This is a genomic window from Cellulomonas sp. ICMP 17802 (genome assembly GCF_041295535.1).
In the GTDB taxonomy this organism is placed as follows: domain Bacteria; phylum Actinomycetota; class Actinomycetes; order Actinomycetales; family Cellulomonadaceae; genus Cellulomonas.
In genome coordinates this window covers 229,531-245,158 of sequence record NZ_JBGFQZ010000001.1, presented here as the reverse complement: position 1 = coordinate 245,158, position 15,628 = coordinate 229,531, and the positions used below count along the sequence as shown (strand labels likewise).

At 74.4% G+C, this 15,628-nt stretch carries 16 protein-coding genes and 1 riboswitch; of the genes, 5 read left to right on the top strand and 11 right to left on the bottom strand.

Annotation, left to right across the window (positions count from 1 at the left end; translation table 11 throughout):
• Positions 1 to 6: 6 nt before the first annotated feature.
• Positions 7 to 2,334 (top strand): 5-methyltetrahydropteroyltriglutamate--homocysteine S-methyltransferase, encoded by a 2,328-nt coding sequence (gene metE / locus AB5970_RS01280; protein ID WP_370502084.1) that lies wholly within the window; start codon positions 7 to 9, stop codon positions 2,332 to 2,334.
• 71 nt (positions 2,335 to 2,405) lie between these two features.
• Positions 2,406 to 3,554 carry a MalY/PatB family protein gene (locus AB5970_RS01275; protein ID WP_370502083.1) on the top strand — a complete coding sequence of 383 codons (1,149 nt, stop codon included), beginning with the start codon at positions 2,406 to 2,408 and terminating at the stop codon, positions 3,552 to 3,554.
• A 281-nt stretch (positions 3,555 to 3,835) separates the two neighbouring features.
• Here the strand turns inward: AB5970_RS01275 and AB5970_RS01270 are convergent, their stop codons facing one another.
• From AB5970_RS01270 to gcvP, 5 genes are all read right to left on the bottom strand, one after another.
• Positions 3,836 to 4,270: a (deoxy)nucleoside triphosphate pyrophosphohydrolase gene (locus tag AB5970_RS01270; RefSeq protein ID WP_370502082.1), complete on the bottom strand. Its 435-nt coding sequence runs from the start codon at positions 4,268 to 4,270 to the stop codon at positions 3,836 to 3,838.
• Between the two features lie 77 nt (positions 4,271 to 4,347).
• Positions 4,348 to 4,581, bottom strand: coding sequence for a helix-turn-helix domain-containing protein (locus AB5970_RS01265; protein ID WP_370502081.1), 234 nt, complete (start codon positions 4,579 to 4,581; stop codon positions 4,348 to 4,350).
• 286 nt (positions 4,582 to 4,867) lie between these two features.
• On the bottom strand, positions 4,868 to 5,242 hold the full coding sequence (gene gcvH, locus AB5970_RS01260; protein ID WP_370502080.1) for a glycine cleavage system protein GcvH: 375 nt from the start codon (positions 5,240 to 5,242) through the stop codon (positions 4,868 to 4,870).
• 34 nt (positions 5,243 to 5,276) lie between these two features.
• Positions 5,277 to 6,419, bottom strand: a complete 1,143-nt coding sequence (gcvT, locus tag AB5970_RS01255) for a glycine cleavage system aminomethyltransferase GcvT (RefSeq protein ID WP_370502079.1) — start codon at positions 6,417 to 6,419, stop codon at positions 5,277 to 5,279.
• A gap of 11 nt (positions 6,420 to 6,430) precedes the next feature.
• Complete coding sequence (gene gcvP, locus AB5970_RS01250) at positions 6,431 to 9,301, bottom strand: aminomethyl-transferring glycine dehydrogenase (protein ID WP_370502527.1); 2,871 nt, start codon at positions 9,299 to 9,301, stop codon at positions 6,431 to 6,433.
• A gap of 272 nt (positions 9,302 to 9,573) precedes the next feature.
• Positions 9,574 to 9,668: riboswitch (glycine riboswitch) on the bottom strand.
• Positions 9,669 to 9,762: 94 nt separating this feature from the next.
• Between gcvP and AB5970_RS01245 the strand changes: the two genes are divergently transcribed.
• The 3 genes from AB5970_RS01245 to moaA are packed head-to-tail and all read left to right on the top strand — an operon-like array spanning position 9,763 to position 11,764.
• A complete protein-coding gene (locus AB5970_RS01245) occupies positions 9,763 to 10,254 on the top strand; it encodes a MogA/MoaB family molybdenum cofactor biosynthesis protein (RefSeq protein WP_370502078.1) in 492 nt (163 codons plus the stop codon).
• Positions 10,251 to 10,667 carry a molybdenum cofactor biosynthesis protein MoaE gene (locus tag AB5970_RS01240; RefSeq protein WP_370502077.1) on the top strand — a complete coding sequence of 139 codons (417 nt, stop codon included), beginning with the start codon at positions 10,251 to 10,253 and terminating at the stop codon, positions 10,665 to 10,667. Before AB5970_RS01245 ends, AB5970_RS01240 begins: the two co-directional genes overlap by 4 nt.
• On the top strand, positions 10,667 to 11,764 hold the full coding sequence (gene moaA / locus AB5970_RS01235) for a GTP 3',8-cyclase MoaA (RefSeq protein ID WP_370502076.1): 1,098 nt from the start codon (positions 10,667 to 10,669) through the stop codon (positions 11,762 to 11,764). Before AB5970_RS01240 ends, moaA begins: the two co-directional genes overlap by 1 nt.
• A gap of 9 nt (positions 11,765 to 11,773) precedes the next feature.
• Here moaA and AB5970_RS01230 read toward each other — a convergent pair whose 3' ends face one another.
• From AB5970_RS01230 to moeB, 6 genes are read right to left on the bottom strand one after another with little or no spacing between them, the layout of a single operon-like run.
• Complete coding sequence (locus AB5970_RS01230; RefSeq protein WP_370502075.1) at positions 11,774 to 12,010, bottom strand: MoaD/ThiS family protein; 237 nt, start codon at positions 12,008 to 12,010, stop codon at positions 11,774 to 11,776.
• Positions 12,007 to 12,267, bottom strand: a complete 261-nt coding sequence (locus tag AB5970_RS01225) for a DUF6457 domain-containing protein (RefSeq protein WP_370502074.1) — start codon at positions 12,265 to 12,267, stop codon at positions 12,007 to 12,009. Before AB5970_RS01225 ends, AB5970_RS01230 begins: the two co-directional genes overlap by 4 nt.
• Positions 12,264 to 12,854, bottom strand: a complete 591-nt coding sequence (gene mobA / locus AB5970_RS01220) for a molybdenum cofactor guanylyltransferase (protein WP_370502073.1) — start codon at positions 12,852 to 12,854, stop codon at positions 12,264 to 12,266. Before mobA ends, AB5970_RS01225 begins: the two co-directional genes overlap by 4 nt.
• On the bottom strand, positions 12,851 to 13,327 hold the full coding sequence (moaC, locus tag AB5970_RS01215) for a cyclic pyranopterin monophosphate synthase MoaC (RefSeq protein ID WP_370502072.1): 477 nt from the start codon (positions 13,325 to 13,327) through the stop codon (positions 12,851 to 12,853). Before moaC ends, mobA begins: the two co-directional genes overlap by 4 nt.
• A complete protein-coding gene (locus AB5970_RS01210; RefSeq protein WP_370502071.1) occupies positions 13,324 to 14,514 on the bottom strand; it encodes a molybdopterin molybdotransferase MoeA in 1,191 nt (396 codons plus the stop codon). Before AB5970_RS01210 ends, moaC begins: the two co-directional genes overlap by 4 nt.
• Positions 14,515 to 14,516: 2 nt before the next feature.
• Positions 14,517 to 15,626: a molybdopterin-synthase adenylyltransferase MoeB gene (moeB, locus tag AB5970_RS01205; protein ID WP_370502070.1), complete on the bottom strand. Its 1,110-nt coding sequence runs from the start codon at positions 15,624 to 15,626 to the stop codon at positions 14,517 to 14,519.
• Between the last annotated feature and the right edge of the window lie 2 nt (positions 15,627 to 15,628).

The window sequence follows — 15,628 nt, the reverse complement described above, 5'->3', positions numbered from 1 at the left end:
AGACACATGAGCGACACCACCCCCACGTTCCCCGCGAGCTCCGTGCTCGGGTACCCCCGCATCGGCCCGCGCCGCGAGCTGAAGAAGGCCCTCGAGGCGTTCTGGGCCGGCCGCACCACGGCCGACGAGGTCGAGGCCACCGCCGCCGACCTGCGCAAGCGCACCCGCACGCGCCTGGCCGAGCTCGGCCTGGCCACCGACGTGCCGGCCATCCCCAGCGCCTTCTCGTTCTACGACCAGGTGCTCGACGCCACCGCCGTGGTGGGTGCCGTGCCGGCCCGCTTCGCGGACCTCGTCGGCGCCGACGGCTCGCTCGACCTCGCCGGCTACTCCACGGTGGCCCGCGGCCGCGGCGACGACCTGCCGCTCGAGATGACCAAGTGGTTCGACACCAACTACCACTACCTGGTGCCCGAGATCGGCCCGGAGACCACGTTCCGGTTCGCCAGCGACCGCCCGGTCCGGGAGTTCGCGGAGGCCCTCGCGGACGGCGTGCTCACCCGCCCGGTGCTCGTCGGCCCCGTCACCTACCTCGCGCTGGCCAAGGCCACCGAGGACGCCCCCGAGGGCTTCGCGCCGATCGACCGCCTGGCCGACCTGCTGCCCGTCTACGCCGAGCTGCTCACGGCCCTCGCCGCGGCCGGTGCCACGTGGGTCCAGCTGGAGGAGCCCGCCCTGGTCTCCGACTCGGTCACGGTCCCGGCCGATCAGCTGCTCGCCGCCGTCATCGAGGCGTACCGCGCGCTGGCGACGGACCTGACCGACCGCCCGGCCATCCTCGTCGCGGCGCCCTACGGCGACCTCGGCGCGGCGTTCCCGGTGCTGGCCGCGACGGACGTCGAGGCGATCGGGATCGACCTGGTCCGCGGCCACGCGCCCGCCGAGAAGGTCCCGGGCCTGGAGTCCAAGACCCTCGTCGCCGGCGTCATCGACGGCCACAACATCTGGCGCGCCGACCTCGACGCCAAGCTGGCGATCCTCGAGCAGCTCGAGGGCCTCGGCGCCGCCGCGGTCACCGTCGGCACCTCGACGTCGCTGTTCCACGTCCCGCACACGCTCGAGGACGAGCCGAACCTCGACGCCACACTCAAGACCTGGCTCGCGTTCGCCGACGAGAAGGTCGTCGAGGTCGTCACCCTGGCCGAGGGCCTCACCGAGGGCCGCGAGGCCATCCACGAGCAGCTGCTGGCCGCGACCGACGCGGTGAGCTCGCGCCGCACGGCGCCCGGCGTGGTCAACCCCGAGGTCCGCGACCGCGTCGCCGCGCTCGACGAGTCCGCGTTCAGCCGCGGCCCGTTCGAGGAGCGCAAGGTCGCCCAGGCCGCGCGCCTCAACCTGCCGCCTCTGCCCACCACGTCCATCGGCTCGTTCCCGCAGACCACCGAGATCCGCACGGCCCGCGCCGCGTTCGGCAAGGGCGAGCTGACGGAGGCGCAGTACGACGACGAGATGAAGGCGGAGATCCGCCGCGTCGTCGAGCTGCAGGAGAAGATCGGCTTCGACGTGCTGGTGCACGGCGAGCCCGAGCGCAACGACATGGTCCAGTACTTCGCCGAGAACCTCGACGGGTTCGCGGTCACGCAGAACGGCTGGGTCCAGTCGTACGGCTCGCGCTGCACGCGGCCGTCGATCCTGTGGGGCGACGTCTCGCGGCCCAAGCCGATCACGGTCGAGTGGTCGTCGTACACGCAGTCGCTCACCGAGAAGCCGGTCAAGGGCATGCTCACGGGCCCGGTGACCATCCTCGCGTGGTCGTTCGTCCGCGACGACCAGCCGCTGGGCGACACCGCCAACCAGGTGGGCCTGGCCCTGCGCGACGAGATCGCCGACCTCGAGGCCGCCGGCATCGCCGTGATCCAGGTGGACGAGCCCGCGCTGCGCGAGCTGCTGCCCCTGCGCGTCGAGGACCACCCGGCCTACCTCGACTGGTCGGTGCGCTCGTTCCGCCTGTCGACCGCGGGCGTCCGCCCCGACACGCAGATCCACACGCACCTGTGCTACTCGGAGTTCGGCGAGATCATCGGCGCGATCGACGGCCTCGACGCCGACGTGACGTCGATCGAGGCGGCCCGCTCGAAGATGGAGATCCTCGGCGACATCTCGGCGGCCGGCTACCCGCGCGGCATCGGCCCGGGCGTCTACGACATCCACTCCCCGCGCGTGCCCAGCGAGGCCGAGGTCGAGGAGCTGCTCACCGAGGCGGTCAAGGCCATCGCGGTCGACCAGCTCTGGGTCAACCCCGACTGCGGCCTGAAGACCCGGCGCTACGAGGAGGTCGCCCCGTCGCTGGAGCACATCCTCGAGGCGACCCGGAAGGTCCGCGCGACCCTCTGACTCGAGCTCGTCGGCCCCGGACACCCTCCACGGTGTCCGGGGCCGACCTGTCTCGTCCTAGGGTCGGGCGGGTGACGATCTTCGACACCGTCCCCCTCGACCAGCTCCGGCGCCGGACCAGCGCCAAGTGGCGCGCGTACCCGCCGGACGTGCTGCCCCTGTTCGTCGCGGAGATGGACGTGCCGCAGGCGGAGCCGGTGGTCAGGGCGCTGCACGACGCCGTGCGCACCGGCGACACCGGCTACCCGCACGGCCGTGAGCTCGCCGAGGCGCTCGCCGAGTTCGCCGCCCGCCGCTGGGGCTGGCAGCCGGACGCCGGGGCCTCCCGCCTGGCGTCCGACGTCATGGTGGGCCTCGTCGAGGCGCTGCGGCTGGTCACCGACCCCGGCGACGCCGTCGTGATCAACCCGCCCGTCTACCCGCCGTTCCGCGCGTTCGTCGAGCACGCCGGGCGCGCCGTCGTGACCGCGCCGCTCGGCCCCGACGGGCGGCTGGACCTCGAGGTGCTCGACCGCGCGTTCGCCCGCGCCCGCGCGCACGGGGCGCGGCCCGCGTTCCTGCTCTGCCACCCCCACAACCCGACCGGCACCCTGCACACGGCGGCCGAGCTGCGGGCCGTCGGCGAGCTCGCCGCGCGCCACGGCGTGCGCGTGGTCGCCGACGAGATCCACGCGCCGCTGGTGCCCGGGGCGGGCCGGTTCGTGCCGACGACCACGCAGATCCCCGACGCGCTCGCGCTGCACTCGGCCTCGAAGGCCTTCAACCTGGCCGGCCTGCGGGCCGCGGTGATCGTGCCCGGGCCCGAGGCGGTGGCCGACCTGGCCCGGCTCCCCTGGGTGGTCGGCGACGGCGTGATGCACCTGGGCGTGCTGGCGGCGTCGGTCGCCTACCGCGAGTGCGGGTCCTTTCTCGACGAGGTGCTGCACGGGCTCGCGGAGAACCAGCTGCTCCTCGCCCGCCTGCTGGCCGAGCACCTGCCCGACGTCGGCTGGTCCCCGCCCGAGGCGACGTACCTCGCGTGGCTCGACCTGCGGGCGGTCCCGGCGGTCCGTGCGGGTGCCGACCCCGCCGGCCTGCTCCTGGACCGCGGCCGGGTGGCCCTCATGTCGGGCCCGACCTTCGGGGCCGAGGGTGCGGGGTTCGCGCGGCTCAACCTGGCGGCGTCGACCTCGACGCTCACCCAGGCCGTCGACCGGATGGCCCGCGCCCTGGCCGACTGAGATCGATTCGTGACCATCCGCCCGTCCGCGGGACTCATGTCGACCCCCGGGTCGTGCCGATCTCCCAGGTGCGAGCCGGCGACGGCCGCGTCTACGACGATGTAGTGGAGACACACGTGACGAAGTGCGACGAGTGCAGCTCTGCTGTGCAGGTGTGCGAGCGGTGCGACGGAGCAGGGCGCAAGCGCTGGTCGGGGGAGTGCAGCTACTGCCGCGGCACGGGCCAGTGCTGCATGAAGAACGCCAACCACCGCTGGTGACCAGCGGGCCTCGCTGAGGCGTCAGCCGCGCGAGCTCAGGCGGGAGTAGCGGTCCACGAGCCGGTCGACGATGCGGACGTCGGCGTCGAGCCAGGGGACGTCGTGCCACTGGTGGGTGGGGAGCCACCGGAGCTCGTCGTGCTCGACCAGCGGCTCTGCTGTGCCGTCGACCACCTCGGCCAGCCAGAGGCGCATCACGTAGGTGTCCGACAGGCGCCACATGCCGTCGTCGGGGCCGACCAGCTCCTCGCCGAGGCCGATCCGCACGCCGAGCTCCTCGCGGATCTCGCGGTGCAGCGCGTCCTCGGGGGACTCGTCACCGTCCACCTTGCCGCCGGGGAACTCCCAGCGGCCGGCCAGCCGGGCGGGGACGGCCCGGCGAGCGGCCAGCAACGCGCGGGGGTCGTCCAGGTCGTCCACGATCGCGGCGGCCACGACGAGCACGGGTGATGTCATGCGGTGAGTCTGCCAGGCCCGCGTGGGGCGGAGGCGGTCCTGGGCCGGCCCGGTTTCTTGAGCCGGAGGAGCATCGATCAGCGGATGCCGTGGGCCACGGCCCAGGCGACTGCCTCGGACCGCGTGGAGACGCCGATCTTGCGGTACACGCTGCGGACCTGCGACTTCACGGTGTTGCGGGTCACGAAGAGGCGGGTGGCGATCTCTTCGAGCGTCACGTCCTCGGCCAGCTCCGCCAGCACGACCCGCTCGCGGCGCGTCAGTGCGTCGTTCGGGAGACCGACGGTCCTGCTCGTCTCCAACATGCTCATGGTGTCCTCCGGTGTGCTGCGAGGCCCGGGGGGTCCGGGCCGTCACGCTCTGGGCTGCGTACCGGATGAGAGAGGGCTGGTCGTGAACCATGACGCCACTTCCAGCAATCTCGTCATGCGCGGGTTCCCCCCCGCCATGAGCCGACCGCACCTGCCACCCACAATGAACGGCGCCTGGCGCCGCTGATACGCCGATCGTGTGAGCACCGCCCGGTTTCACCCAGATGGCTGACCAGCACGCGCCACGGATCGTGCCTCGGAGCAACGGCGGAGTCGCCGCAGGACGTCACACGGCGTTCTGCGCCGTGTACTCCTCCGCGGTGAGCAGCGGGCCGGTCGACGAGACGTCGACCTTGAGGAGCCAGCCCTCACCGAACGGGTCCGAGTTGACCACCGACGGATCGTCGACGGCGGCCTGGTTGACCGCGACGACCGTGCCGGAGACCGGGGAGTACAGCTCGGAGACCGACTTGGTCGACTCGATCTCGCCGACGACCGCGCCGGCGATGACCTCCTCACCGACGGCGGGGAGCTCGAGGTAGACGATGTCGCCGAGCGCGTCAGCCGCGATCCCGGTGATGCCGACGGTCGCGGGGGCGCCGTCATCCAGCCATTCGTGCTCGACCGTGTAGTGCAGGTGGGTGGGCAGCTCCGCGGACATGTGTGCTCCTGTCGGTACTTCTCTAGGGCTTGGTCTACCGGGGTCGGCGGTAGAAGGGAAGAGCGACCACCCGGACGGGTTCCCGGCGTCCGCGCACGTCAACCGCCAGCTCGGTGCCCGGGGCACTGACCTCGGGGGTCACGTAGGCCATCGCCACGGGGTGGCCGAGGGTCGGGGACGGCGCCCCGGAGGTGACCGTACCGACCGTCGGGGCGTCGGCGGCCGTCGAGTGCGTGACCGAGTACCCGTGTCGCGCGGCGCGGCGCCCGAGGCCCTCGAGGCCGACGAGCACCTTCGCGGGCTCCGACTGGGCACGTGCCGCCAGGGCCGCGCGGCCGACGAACGGCAGCGGCTTGCCCTCGGCGTCGACCTTGTCGAGCTTGACCACGCGACCGAGGCCGGCGTCGTGGGGCGTCGTGTGGCGGTCGAGCTCGTTGCCGTACAGCGGCATGCCGGCCTCGAGCCGCAGGCTGTCCCGCGCCGACAGCCCGGCGGGCACCAGGCCGAACGGCTCGCCCGCCGCGAGGAACGCCCGCCACAGGGCGGGGGCCAGCGCGGCGTCGAGGAAGAACTCGAACCCGTCCTCGCCGGTGTAGCCGGTGCGCGCGACGAAGACGGGCTCGCCCTGGAACGTCATCGGGATGGCGGCGTAGTACTTCAGCGTCTCCGCGTCGTGACCGGCCTCCGCCAGCCCCTCGGTGGCCCGCAGGATCTCCAGCGCGCGCGGGCCCTGCACGGCGATGAGCGCGGTCTGCGGGGAGCGGTCCTCGACCATGACGTCGAACCCGTCCGCCCGCTCGGCGAACGCGGCCAGCACCGTGTCGTGGTTCGACGCGTTGGCGACGACCATGAAGGTGGCCTCGGAGTCGCGGTAGACGATCAGGTCGTCCACCACGCCGCCGTCCTCGGCGCAGATCATGGTGTAGCGCGCGCCGAGCACGCGCAGAGCGCTGAGGTTGCCGACGAGGGCGTAGTCCAGGAACGCGCCCGCGTCGGGACCGCTCACCGCGATCTCGCCCATGTGCGAGAGGTCGAACAGGCCGGCCGCCGTCCGGACCGCCGTGTGCTCGGCGATGTCCGAGGTGTAGCGCAGCGGCATCTGCCAGCCGGCGAAGCTGGTGAGGGCTGCGCCGAGGGCGACGTGCTCGTCGTGCAGCGGGGAGAGCGTGTCGGGCACGGTGGTCTCTTTCACTCGGCGTAGGCCTCGATGGGCGGGCAGGAGCAGACCAGGTTGCGGTCGCCGTGCGCCCCGTCGATCCGGCGGACCGGGGGCCAGTACTTGCCCTCGCGCAGCGCTCCCACCGGGAAGGCGGCGAGCTCGCGCGGGTAGGCGTGGTCCCACACGTCGGCGGCCAGGGCCGCGGCCGTGTGCGGCGCGTGCCGCAGCGGGGAGTCGGCCACCGGCCAGCGGCCGGCCTCGACGGCGTCGATCTCGCCGCGGATGGCGACGAGCGCGTCGACGAACCGGTCCAGCTCCGCCAGGTCCTCGCTCTCCGTCGGCTCGACCATCAGCGTCCCCGCCACCGGGAAGCTCAGCGTGGGCGCGTGGAAGCCGTAGTCCATCAGGCGCTTGGCCACGTCCTCGGCGGTCACCCCGGTCTCCTTGGTGATGTCCCGCAGGTCGAGGATGCACTCGTGCGCAACCAGCCCGTTGGGGCCGGTGTAGAGCACGGGGAAGTGGGCCGACAGGCGCGTGGCCAGGTAGTTCGCCGCGAGCACGGCGGTCTCGGTGGCGGTCTTCAGGCCGTCGGGACCCATGAGCGCGACGTAGGCCCACGAGATCGGCAGGATGCCGGCCGAGCCCCACGGGGCCGCGCTGACCGGCGGGGTGCCCTCCCGGGCGGCCGTCGGCGTCGGGTCCCCCGGCAGGAACGGGGCCAGGTGCGCGGCGACCGCGACCGGGCCCACGCCGGGTCCGCCGCCGCCGTGCGGGATGCAGAACGTCTTGTGCAGGTTGAGGTGGCTGACGTCGCCGCCCAGCTCGCCCGGTCGGGCCAGCCCGACGAGGGCGTTGAGGTTGGCGCCGTCGATGTAGACCTGGCCGCCGGCCTCGTGCACGAGCTCGCAGACCGTGCGGACGCCCTCCTCGTACACGCCGTGCGTCGAGGGGTAGGTGATCATGATCGCCGCGACCTTGGGGCCGTGCTGCTCGAGCTTGGCGCGCAGGTCGTCGAGGTCGATGGACCCGTCCGACGCGGTGGCGACGACCACGACGCGCATGCCCGCGAGCGCCGCCGACGCCGCGTTGGTGCCGTGCGCCGAGGCGGGGATGAGGCAGACGTCGCGCTGGTCGCCGCGGCTCGCGTGGTACCCGTGGATGGCCAGCAGCCCGGCGAGCTCGCCTTGGCTGCCCGCGTTCGGCTGCACCGAGACGGCCGCGTACCCGGTGATCTCCGCCAGCCAGTCCTGCAGCTCCGTGACCAGCTCGGCGTAGCCCTCGGTCTGGTCGGTCGGTGCGTACGGGTGGATGGTCGCGAACTCCGGCCAGGAGATGGGCTCCATCTCCGCGGTGGCGTTGAGCTTCATGGTGCACGAGCCCAGCGGGATCATCGTGCGGTCGAGGGCCAGGTCCTTGTCCGAGAGCCGGCGCAGGTAGCGCAGCATCGCGGTCTCGGACCGGTGCAGGTGGAAGACCGGGTGCTGCAGGTAGGCGCTGGTGCGCAGGGCCCACGCGGGCAGGACGCTCTCGGGCGCGGGGACCGGCGCGGTGGCCGGCAGCGACAGGTCCGTGGCGCCGCCGTCGCGGAAGGCGACCAGCACGGCGAACGCCACCGCCTCGGTCGTGCGCTCGTCGCACGCGACCTGCACGTGGTCGTCGTCGGGGGCCCAGAGGTTGACCCCCTGCGCGGCCGCGGCGGCGACCACCGCGCGCGCACCGCCCGGCACGACGGCGCGGACCGTGTCGAAGTAGACGTCGTGCTCGACCTCGACGCCCGCCTGCGTCAGCAGGGACGCCACCTGCGCGGCGCGCGCGTGCACGCGCCGCCCGATCGCCCGTAGGCCGTCGGGCCCGTGGTAGACCGCGTACATCGACGCGACGATGGCCAGCAGCGCCTGCGCGGTGCAGATGTTGCTCGTCGCCTTCTCGCGGCGGATGTGCTGCTCGCGCGTCTGCAGGGCGAGGCGGTAGGCGCGCGCGCCGTCGGCGTCGATGGACACGCCGACGAGGCGGCCGGGCAGCATGCGCTCGAGGCCGTTGCGGACCGCCATGAACGCCGCGTGCGGGCCGCCGCCGAACAGCGGGACGCCGAAGCGCTGCGCCGAGCCGACCGACACGTCGGCGCCGAGCTCGCCGGGCGACGTGAGCAGCGTGAGGGCGAGCAGGTCCGCGGCGACCGTGACGAGCCCGCCGCGCTCCTTCACCTCGGCGATCACGGTGCGCAGGTCGCGCACCTGGCCGGACGCGCCCACCTGCTGGAGGACGACGCCGATGAGGTCGCCCTCGATCTCGGGCAGCCCGTCGGTGAGGTCGGCGACGACGACGGGGAGGCCGATCGCCTCCGCGCGACCGAGGGTGACGGCGAGCGACTGACCGAACAGGTCGGCGTCGAGCACGACCGTGCCGGCCTTGCCGCGGGCCGCGCGCCACATCAGGGCGACGGCCTCGGCGACCGCGGTGGCCTCGTCGAGGAGCGAGGCGTTGGCCAGGTCGAGCCCCGTGAGGTCGGTGACCATGGTCTGGAAGTTGAGCAGCGCCTCGAGCCGGCCCTGCGAGATCTCCGGCTGGTACGGCGTGTAGGCGGTGTACCAGGCGGGCGACTCGAGCACGTTGCGGCGGATGACCGCCGGCGTGATCGTGTCGGAGTAGCCCTGCCCGATCATCTGCGTCATCACGCGGTTCTTGCCGGCGATGGTGCGCAGCGCGGCCAGCACCTCCTCCTCGGAGCGCGCGGCCGGCAGGTCCAGGGGCCGGTCCGTGCGGATGCTCGCGGGGACCGCGGCATCGACGAGGTCGTCGAGGGACTGGTAGCCCACGACCGAGAGCATGTGGGCGGTCTCGCCGCCGCGCGGGCCGATGTGCCGGTCCGCGAAGACCTCCGCGGCCGGGGTGTGCTCCACGCTGGTGAAGGGGACCGCGTCGCGCGACGGATCCAGGTGGATCGCCGGGACGCCGTTCACGACGGCGGTGTGCAACGAGCTGAGATCGGTCACGAGCTGCTCCGCAGGGGTCGTCCGGACGCGCCGGGACGGTGGGTGGGCTCCCCGCTCTGTCATCCGCGCAGATTCGCGCAAACCTGAGAGTTTTGCCGGTCCGCCTGTCGGGGCGCGCCGGCTTGCACCGTCGGTGGGACCTCGTCCGATGAGGGAGCCGGTCCGCTTTCCAGAGTTGCCTCGCCGTGGCGGTACAGGGGCCTGAGAGATTCCCGGGGAGGGTTGCTCCTTCGGCGCCCCGCACGTTCTGCGGGAGCTCTCCCGCCGCGGTTCGAGCAGCGTGTGAAGTTGTGCGCCCAGCGTACCCGGCGATGTCCAGACCGCGGCCCGCCGCCCGCGGTGCGGACGCGCGTGCGTAGATTGGCCCGATGCAGCCCAGCGAGGTCACCGCCGCGGTCGTCGTGGTGTCCGACCGCTCGGCCGCGGGGGAACGCGCCGACACCTCCGGGCCGGCGGCCGTCGCCCTGCTGGAGGCCGCCGGCTACGCGGACGTCGGCCTCGCGGTGGTGCCGGACGGCGAGCTGTCCGTGGAGCAGGCGCTGCGCAGCGCTCTCGACTCGGGGGCCCGGCTGGTGGTCACGTCGGGCGGCACCGGCGTCGGGCCGCGCGACCGCACCCCCGAGGGCACCCGCGCGGTGATCGACCGCGACCTGCCCGGGATCCCCGAGCTGCTGCGCCGGGACGGCTCCTGGAACGTGCCGACGGCGGTGCTGTCGCGCGGGATCGCCGGCGTCACCGACCGCGGCGCGCTCGTCGTGAACCTGCCGGGCTCCCCGGGCGGGGTCACGGAGGGCCTCGAGGTGCTGCTCCCGCTGGTGCCGCACCTGCTCGACCAGCTGTCGGGCGGTGACCACGGATGACGGTCCTCGCCCGCGTGGTCGACGAGCCCCTCGACCTGCAGTTCCACGTGGAACATGTCAGCGGCCCGCGGGTCGGCGCCGTCGCCACGTTCGTCGGGCTCGTGCGCGACCACGACCCGTCGGTCGAGGGCAGGGTGGTCGGGCTCGACTACACCGCGCACCCGTCGGCCGCGTCCGTGCTGGAGCGCCTCGCGCAGGCGGCCGTCACGCCGGACGTGCTCGGGGTCGCGGTCAGCCACCGGGTCGGGCACCTGGCCGTCGGCGAGGCGGCCATCGTGGCGGCCGTGGCCACCGCGCACCGCGCCGAGGCGTTCGAGGTGTGCCGCGCGCTGGTCGAGACCGTCAAGGCCGAGCTGCCGGTGTGGAAGCGTGAGGTGCTCGAGGACGGGTCGCACGTGTGGGTAGGTCTGTGATGGCGGAGCAGCTGGTCGACCGGTTCGGGCGCGTGCACCGCGACCTGCGGATCTCGCTGACCGACCGCTGCTCGCTGCGCTGCACCTACTGCATGCCGGCCGAGGGCGTCCCGTGGCTCGCGCGCTCGACCATGCTGACCACCGAGGAGATCGTGCACGTCGCGCGCGTGGGCGTGGAGCTCGGCATCGAGGAGATCCGGCTCACCGGCGGCGAGCCGCTGCTGCGCGTGGACATCGTCGACGTGGTCCGTCGGCTGACCGCGCTGACCGGTCCGTCGGGCGGCAGCCCGGAGGTGTCGCTGACGACGAACGCGCTGCGCCTGCCCGGGCTGGCCTCCGACCTCAAGGACGCCGGGCTGTCCCGGGTCAACATCAGCCTGGACACCCTCGACCGCGCGAAGTTCCTCGGGCTCACGCGGCGCGACAAGCTGGTGGAGACGCTGGCGGGGATCGCCGCCGCGGACGCCGCCGGCCTGCACCCGATCAAGATCAACGCGGTCGCCATGCGCGGGGTGAACGACGACGAGGTGGTCGCCCTCACGCGGTTCGCCGTGGAGCGCGGGTACCAGATGCGGTTCATCGAGCAGATGCCGCTGGACGCCGGGCACACCTGGGACCGCGCGGAGATGGTGACGCAGGCGGAGATCCTGGCGCGCCTGACCGCGGAGTTCGAGCTGACCGAGGTGCCCGGCCGGGGCGCCGCTCCCGCCGAGCTCTGGACCGTCGACGGCGGCCCGGCGACCGTCGGGGTCATCGCGTCGGTCACCGCGCCCTTCTGCGGGGCGTGCGACCGGCTGCGACTCACGGCCGACGGGCAGCTGCGCGCGTGCCTCTTCTCGCAGACGGAGACGAACGTGCGGGACCTGCTGCGCGGGTCGTCGGACGCGCCGGACGCCGCGGCGATCGGCATCGGACCCGGGCAGGCGGTGCGGATCGGCACGGACGCCCCCGCCCGGTCGGCGCCCGTCGCGGTCGATGTCGACGCGGCGCTCGCCGACGCCTACCGCCGGTGCCTCGCGGGCAAGAAGGCCGGGCACGACATCGACGACCCGGCGTTCCTCCAGCCGGACCGCCCCATGAGCGCCATCGGCGGCTGAGCGCCCCGGTCAGCCACCGGCGAACGGCGGGAGGACGTCCAGGACCGCCCCGGCGGGAACGGGATCGTCGCCCTCCACCCGCGTGCCGTCCGCCAGCAGGGCGCACCGGCTCAGCACCCGGTCCAGCGCGGCGCCGTGCAGGCTCACCATCGCGGCCCTGACCTGCGCGATCGACCCCGCGGGCAGCTGCTCGGCGTCGACGCCGGCGGCCTCCGCGGCGGCGGCGAAGTAGCGGACCGTGATCACGGCTCGGCGGTCCAGGCCTGCGCGCGCCCCTCGATCCAGGCGAGGACGTCCGACGGGTTCGCGCTCGCGGCGGCCAGTCCCGCGACGAACATCGTCACCGGGACGGCCGGCCGGGCCACCTGGTGCGCGACATCGGCGGCCACCTGGAGCAGGCGGTCGATGTCGACCAGCTCGCGCTCGACGCCGAGCGCGGTCGTGATGTGGTCGATCCACTCCGGGAGGTCGGCGCCGGGCGCGCGGCGCGGGTCGTCGGTCATGGGGCGATCCTCCCACCGAGCTCGGCGTCGAGGCGCTCGACGTCCGCCCAGGTGTCCGCGTCCGCCGCCGCGTCCCCCGTGTCCGGCACGTCGACCAGGCGCAGACCGGCCAGCAGCTCGCGCATCGAGGCGCCGCGGACCGCGGGGAGCGCGGCGAGCGAGCGAGCCAGGGACGCGGCCCGGTAGACGGCGACGAGGTGCTGCGGGCGACCGTCCGCGCTGACCAGGCGGGCGCCGTCGACGTCGTCCGCCGCCGCGGCGAGCAGCGCCGGGAGCGCCGCGCCCGCGCGGGGGACGTCGCACGCGAGGACCGCCACGAGCCCGTCGGACCCGAGGAACGCGAGCCCGGCAGCCAGGCCCGCCACGGGACCGCCGTCGGGCGGGTCCTCGAGCACGGTCGCGACGCCGGGCCGCGCGAGGTCCCCGGGGCCGACGACCACCACCCGGTCCGCATCGGCGACCGCGGCGAGCGCGTGGTCGAGCAGGGCCCGCCCGCCGACGACGACCTCGGGCTTGCGCGCGCCGCCGAGCCGACGACCGCGACCACCCGCGAGGACGACGGCGTCGAACCCCGTCGCCGGCGTCACTCCCCGCGCCGCCAGTCGCCCGAGCGGCCGCCCGACTTCGCCTCGAGCTGCACGTCGGCGATCCGCACGGACTTGTCGAGCCCCTTGACCATGTCGACGACGGCCAGGGCGGCCACGGACACCGCGGTGAGCGCCTCCATCTCGACGCCGGTGCGGTCGGCGGTGCGGACGGTCGCGGTGACGGTGACGCCCGCGTCGGTGATCTCGAGGTCGACGACCACGCCGTGCACGCCGATCACGTGCGCGAGCGGCAGCAGCTCGGGGGTCCGCTTCGCGGCGGCGATGCCCGCGATGCGCGCGACGGCGAGCACGTCGCCCTTGGGCACGGCGCCGTCCCGCAGGGCCGCGACGACGGCCGGCGCGCACTCGACCCGGCCCGAGGCCGTGGCCTCCCGGACGGTCGGCTGCTTGGCCGTGACGTCGACCATGCGGGCGTGCCCCGCGGGGTCGAGGTGCGTGAACTGCTCGCTCATGGGCTCACCTTCAGGACGGTGACGCGGTCGCCGGCGGCGACCCGGTCGATCTCGGCGGGGATCACGGCGAGACCCTCCGCGAGCGCGAGCCGCGCGACGAGGTGCGAGCCGGAGCCGCCCGCCGTCGCGCGCACGACGCGGCCCGGCGCCACCCACCGCACGGGCATCAGCTGCGCGCGGCCGGGCGGGGTGGTCCACCCGTCGTCGGCGACGGCGTCGACGGTCGGACGCTCCACCTGGGACAGCCCGCGCATCCGCAGGAGCGCCGGCCGCACGAACATCTCGAACGACGCGAACGAGCTCACCGGGTTGCCCGGCAGCGTGAAGACCGGGGTGCCGCCGGGCAGCCGGCCCAGACCCTGCGGCTTGCCGGGCTGCACCGCGACGGCGACGAACTCCACGCCGGGCTCGCGGGCCAGCGCGGCCTTCACCACGTCGTACGCGCCGACGCTCACGCCGCCCGACGTGACGACCGCGTCGACGTCCAGTCCCAGCAGCAGCTCGCGCAGCGCGTCCACGTCGTCGGGCACGGGGCCGATCCGCACGGGGACCCCGCCGGCCTCGCGGACCGCGGAGGCGAGCAGCCACGAGTTCGAGTCGGGGATCTGCCCGCGGCGCAGGGGCCGGCCGGGGGCCACCAGCTCGTCGCCGGTCGAGACCACGGCCACCCGCGGGCGACGGTGCACCCGCACGCTCGGGCGGCCGAGCGAGGCGGCTGCGGCGATCGCGGCGGGGCCCAGCAGCGTGCCGGCGACCACGACCACGTCGCCCGGCACCGCGTCCTCGCCGGCCCGGCGCACGTGCACCCCGGCCGGCGGCGCGTCTCGGACCAGCACCGTGACCGTGCCGGCGTCCGTGAGCTCGACCGGGACGATCGTGTCCGCGCCCGCCGGCACCGGGGCACCGGTCATGATCCGGGCGGCCGTGCCGGCGACCACGACGGGCTCGTCGGCGGACCCCGCGGGCAGGTCCGCCACCACCTGCAGGGTCACCGGGAGGTCGAGGACGTCGGCCTGCCGGACCGCGTAGCCGTCCATCGCCGAGTTGTCCCAGCGGGGCAGCAGCTCGTCGGTGCGCAGGTCGTCCGCGAGCACCATGCCGTCGGCGTCGTCGAGCGGCACCTCGATCGCGGGCAGGGGTGTGCCCAGCGCGAGCGTCGCCGCGCGGTGCTCGTCGAGGGTGCGCATCCTCAGCGGGCAGCCATCCAGGCGAGGATGCCGCCCTCGAGGTTGCTCGCCTCGAAGCCGGCGCCCTGCAGGATCCGGGCGGCGGTGAGCGAGCGGCCGCCCACCTGGCACTGCACCACGATCTCGACGTCGCGCGGCAGGTCCGCCAGGGCCGTGCCGTCGAACACCGAGCCGAGCGGCACGAGCACCGCGCCGGGGATCGAGGCCTCCGCGTACTCGGCCGGCTCGCGCACGTCGATGAGCAGGAAGTCGTCGGTCCCCGCGGCGCGGGCGGCCAGGCGCTGGATCAGCTCGGGGGCCGTGATGACGGGGACGTCGGACATGGTGGCGGGCTCCTCGTGTGGCGGGGCTTCGGTGGGGCGCGCGGCCAGCGGGACCTCGGTCCAGCGGCCGCGCAGGGCATCGACGACGAGCACCCGGCCCAGCAGGGTCTCGCCGGTGCCGGTGACCAGCTTGACCACCTCGGTAGCCATGACCGAGCCGATCTGGCCGCACAGGGCACCCAGCACGCCGGCCTCCGCGCACGACGGGACCTCGTCCGGCGCGGGCGGCGTCGGGAACAGGTCGCGCAGCTGCACGCCGGCCCGCCCCCAGAACACCGTGGTCTGCGCGTCGAACCGCAGCACCGAGCCCCACACCTCCGGCAGGCCGAGCCGCACGCACGCGTCGTTGACCAGGTAGCGCGTCGGGAAGTTGTCGGTGCCGTCCACCACGACGTCGTAGTCGCGCAGGACCTGGTCCACGTTCTCGCTGGTCAGCCGCGTGCGATGCACGATCACGCGGATCTCGGGGTCGAGGGCCGCGACCGCGTCGCGCGCGCTGTCGACCTTCGGCCGCCCGACGTCCGCGGTGCCGTGGATGACCTGACGCTGCAGGTTGCTCACGTCGACCGTGTCGTCGTCGACGATGCCGATCGTCCCCACGCCGGCCGCCGCGAGGTACTGCAGCACCGGCGCACCCAGACCACCGGCGCCCACCACGAGCACCCGCGCGTTGCGCAGCCGGCGCTGGCCGTCGACGCCCAGCTCGGCGAGCAGCAGGTGCCGCGACCCGCGCTCGAGCTGCGCGGGGGTCAGGGGCGGCCCGAGGGGGACCAGCGGCGGGAGCGGCACGA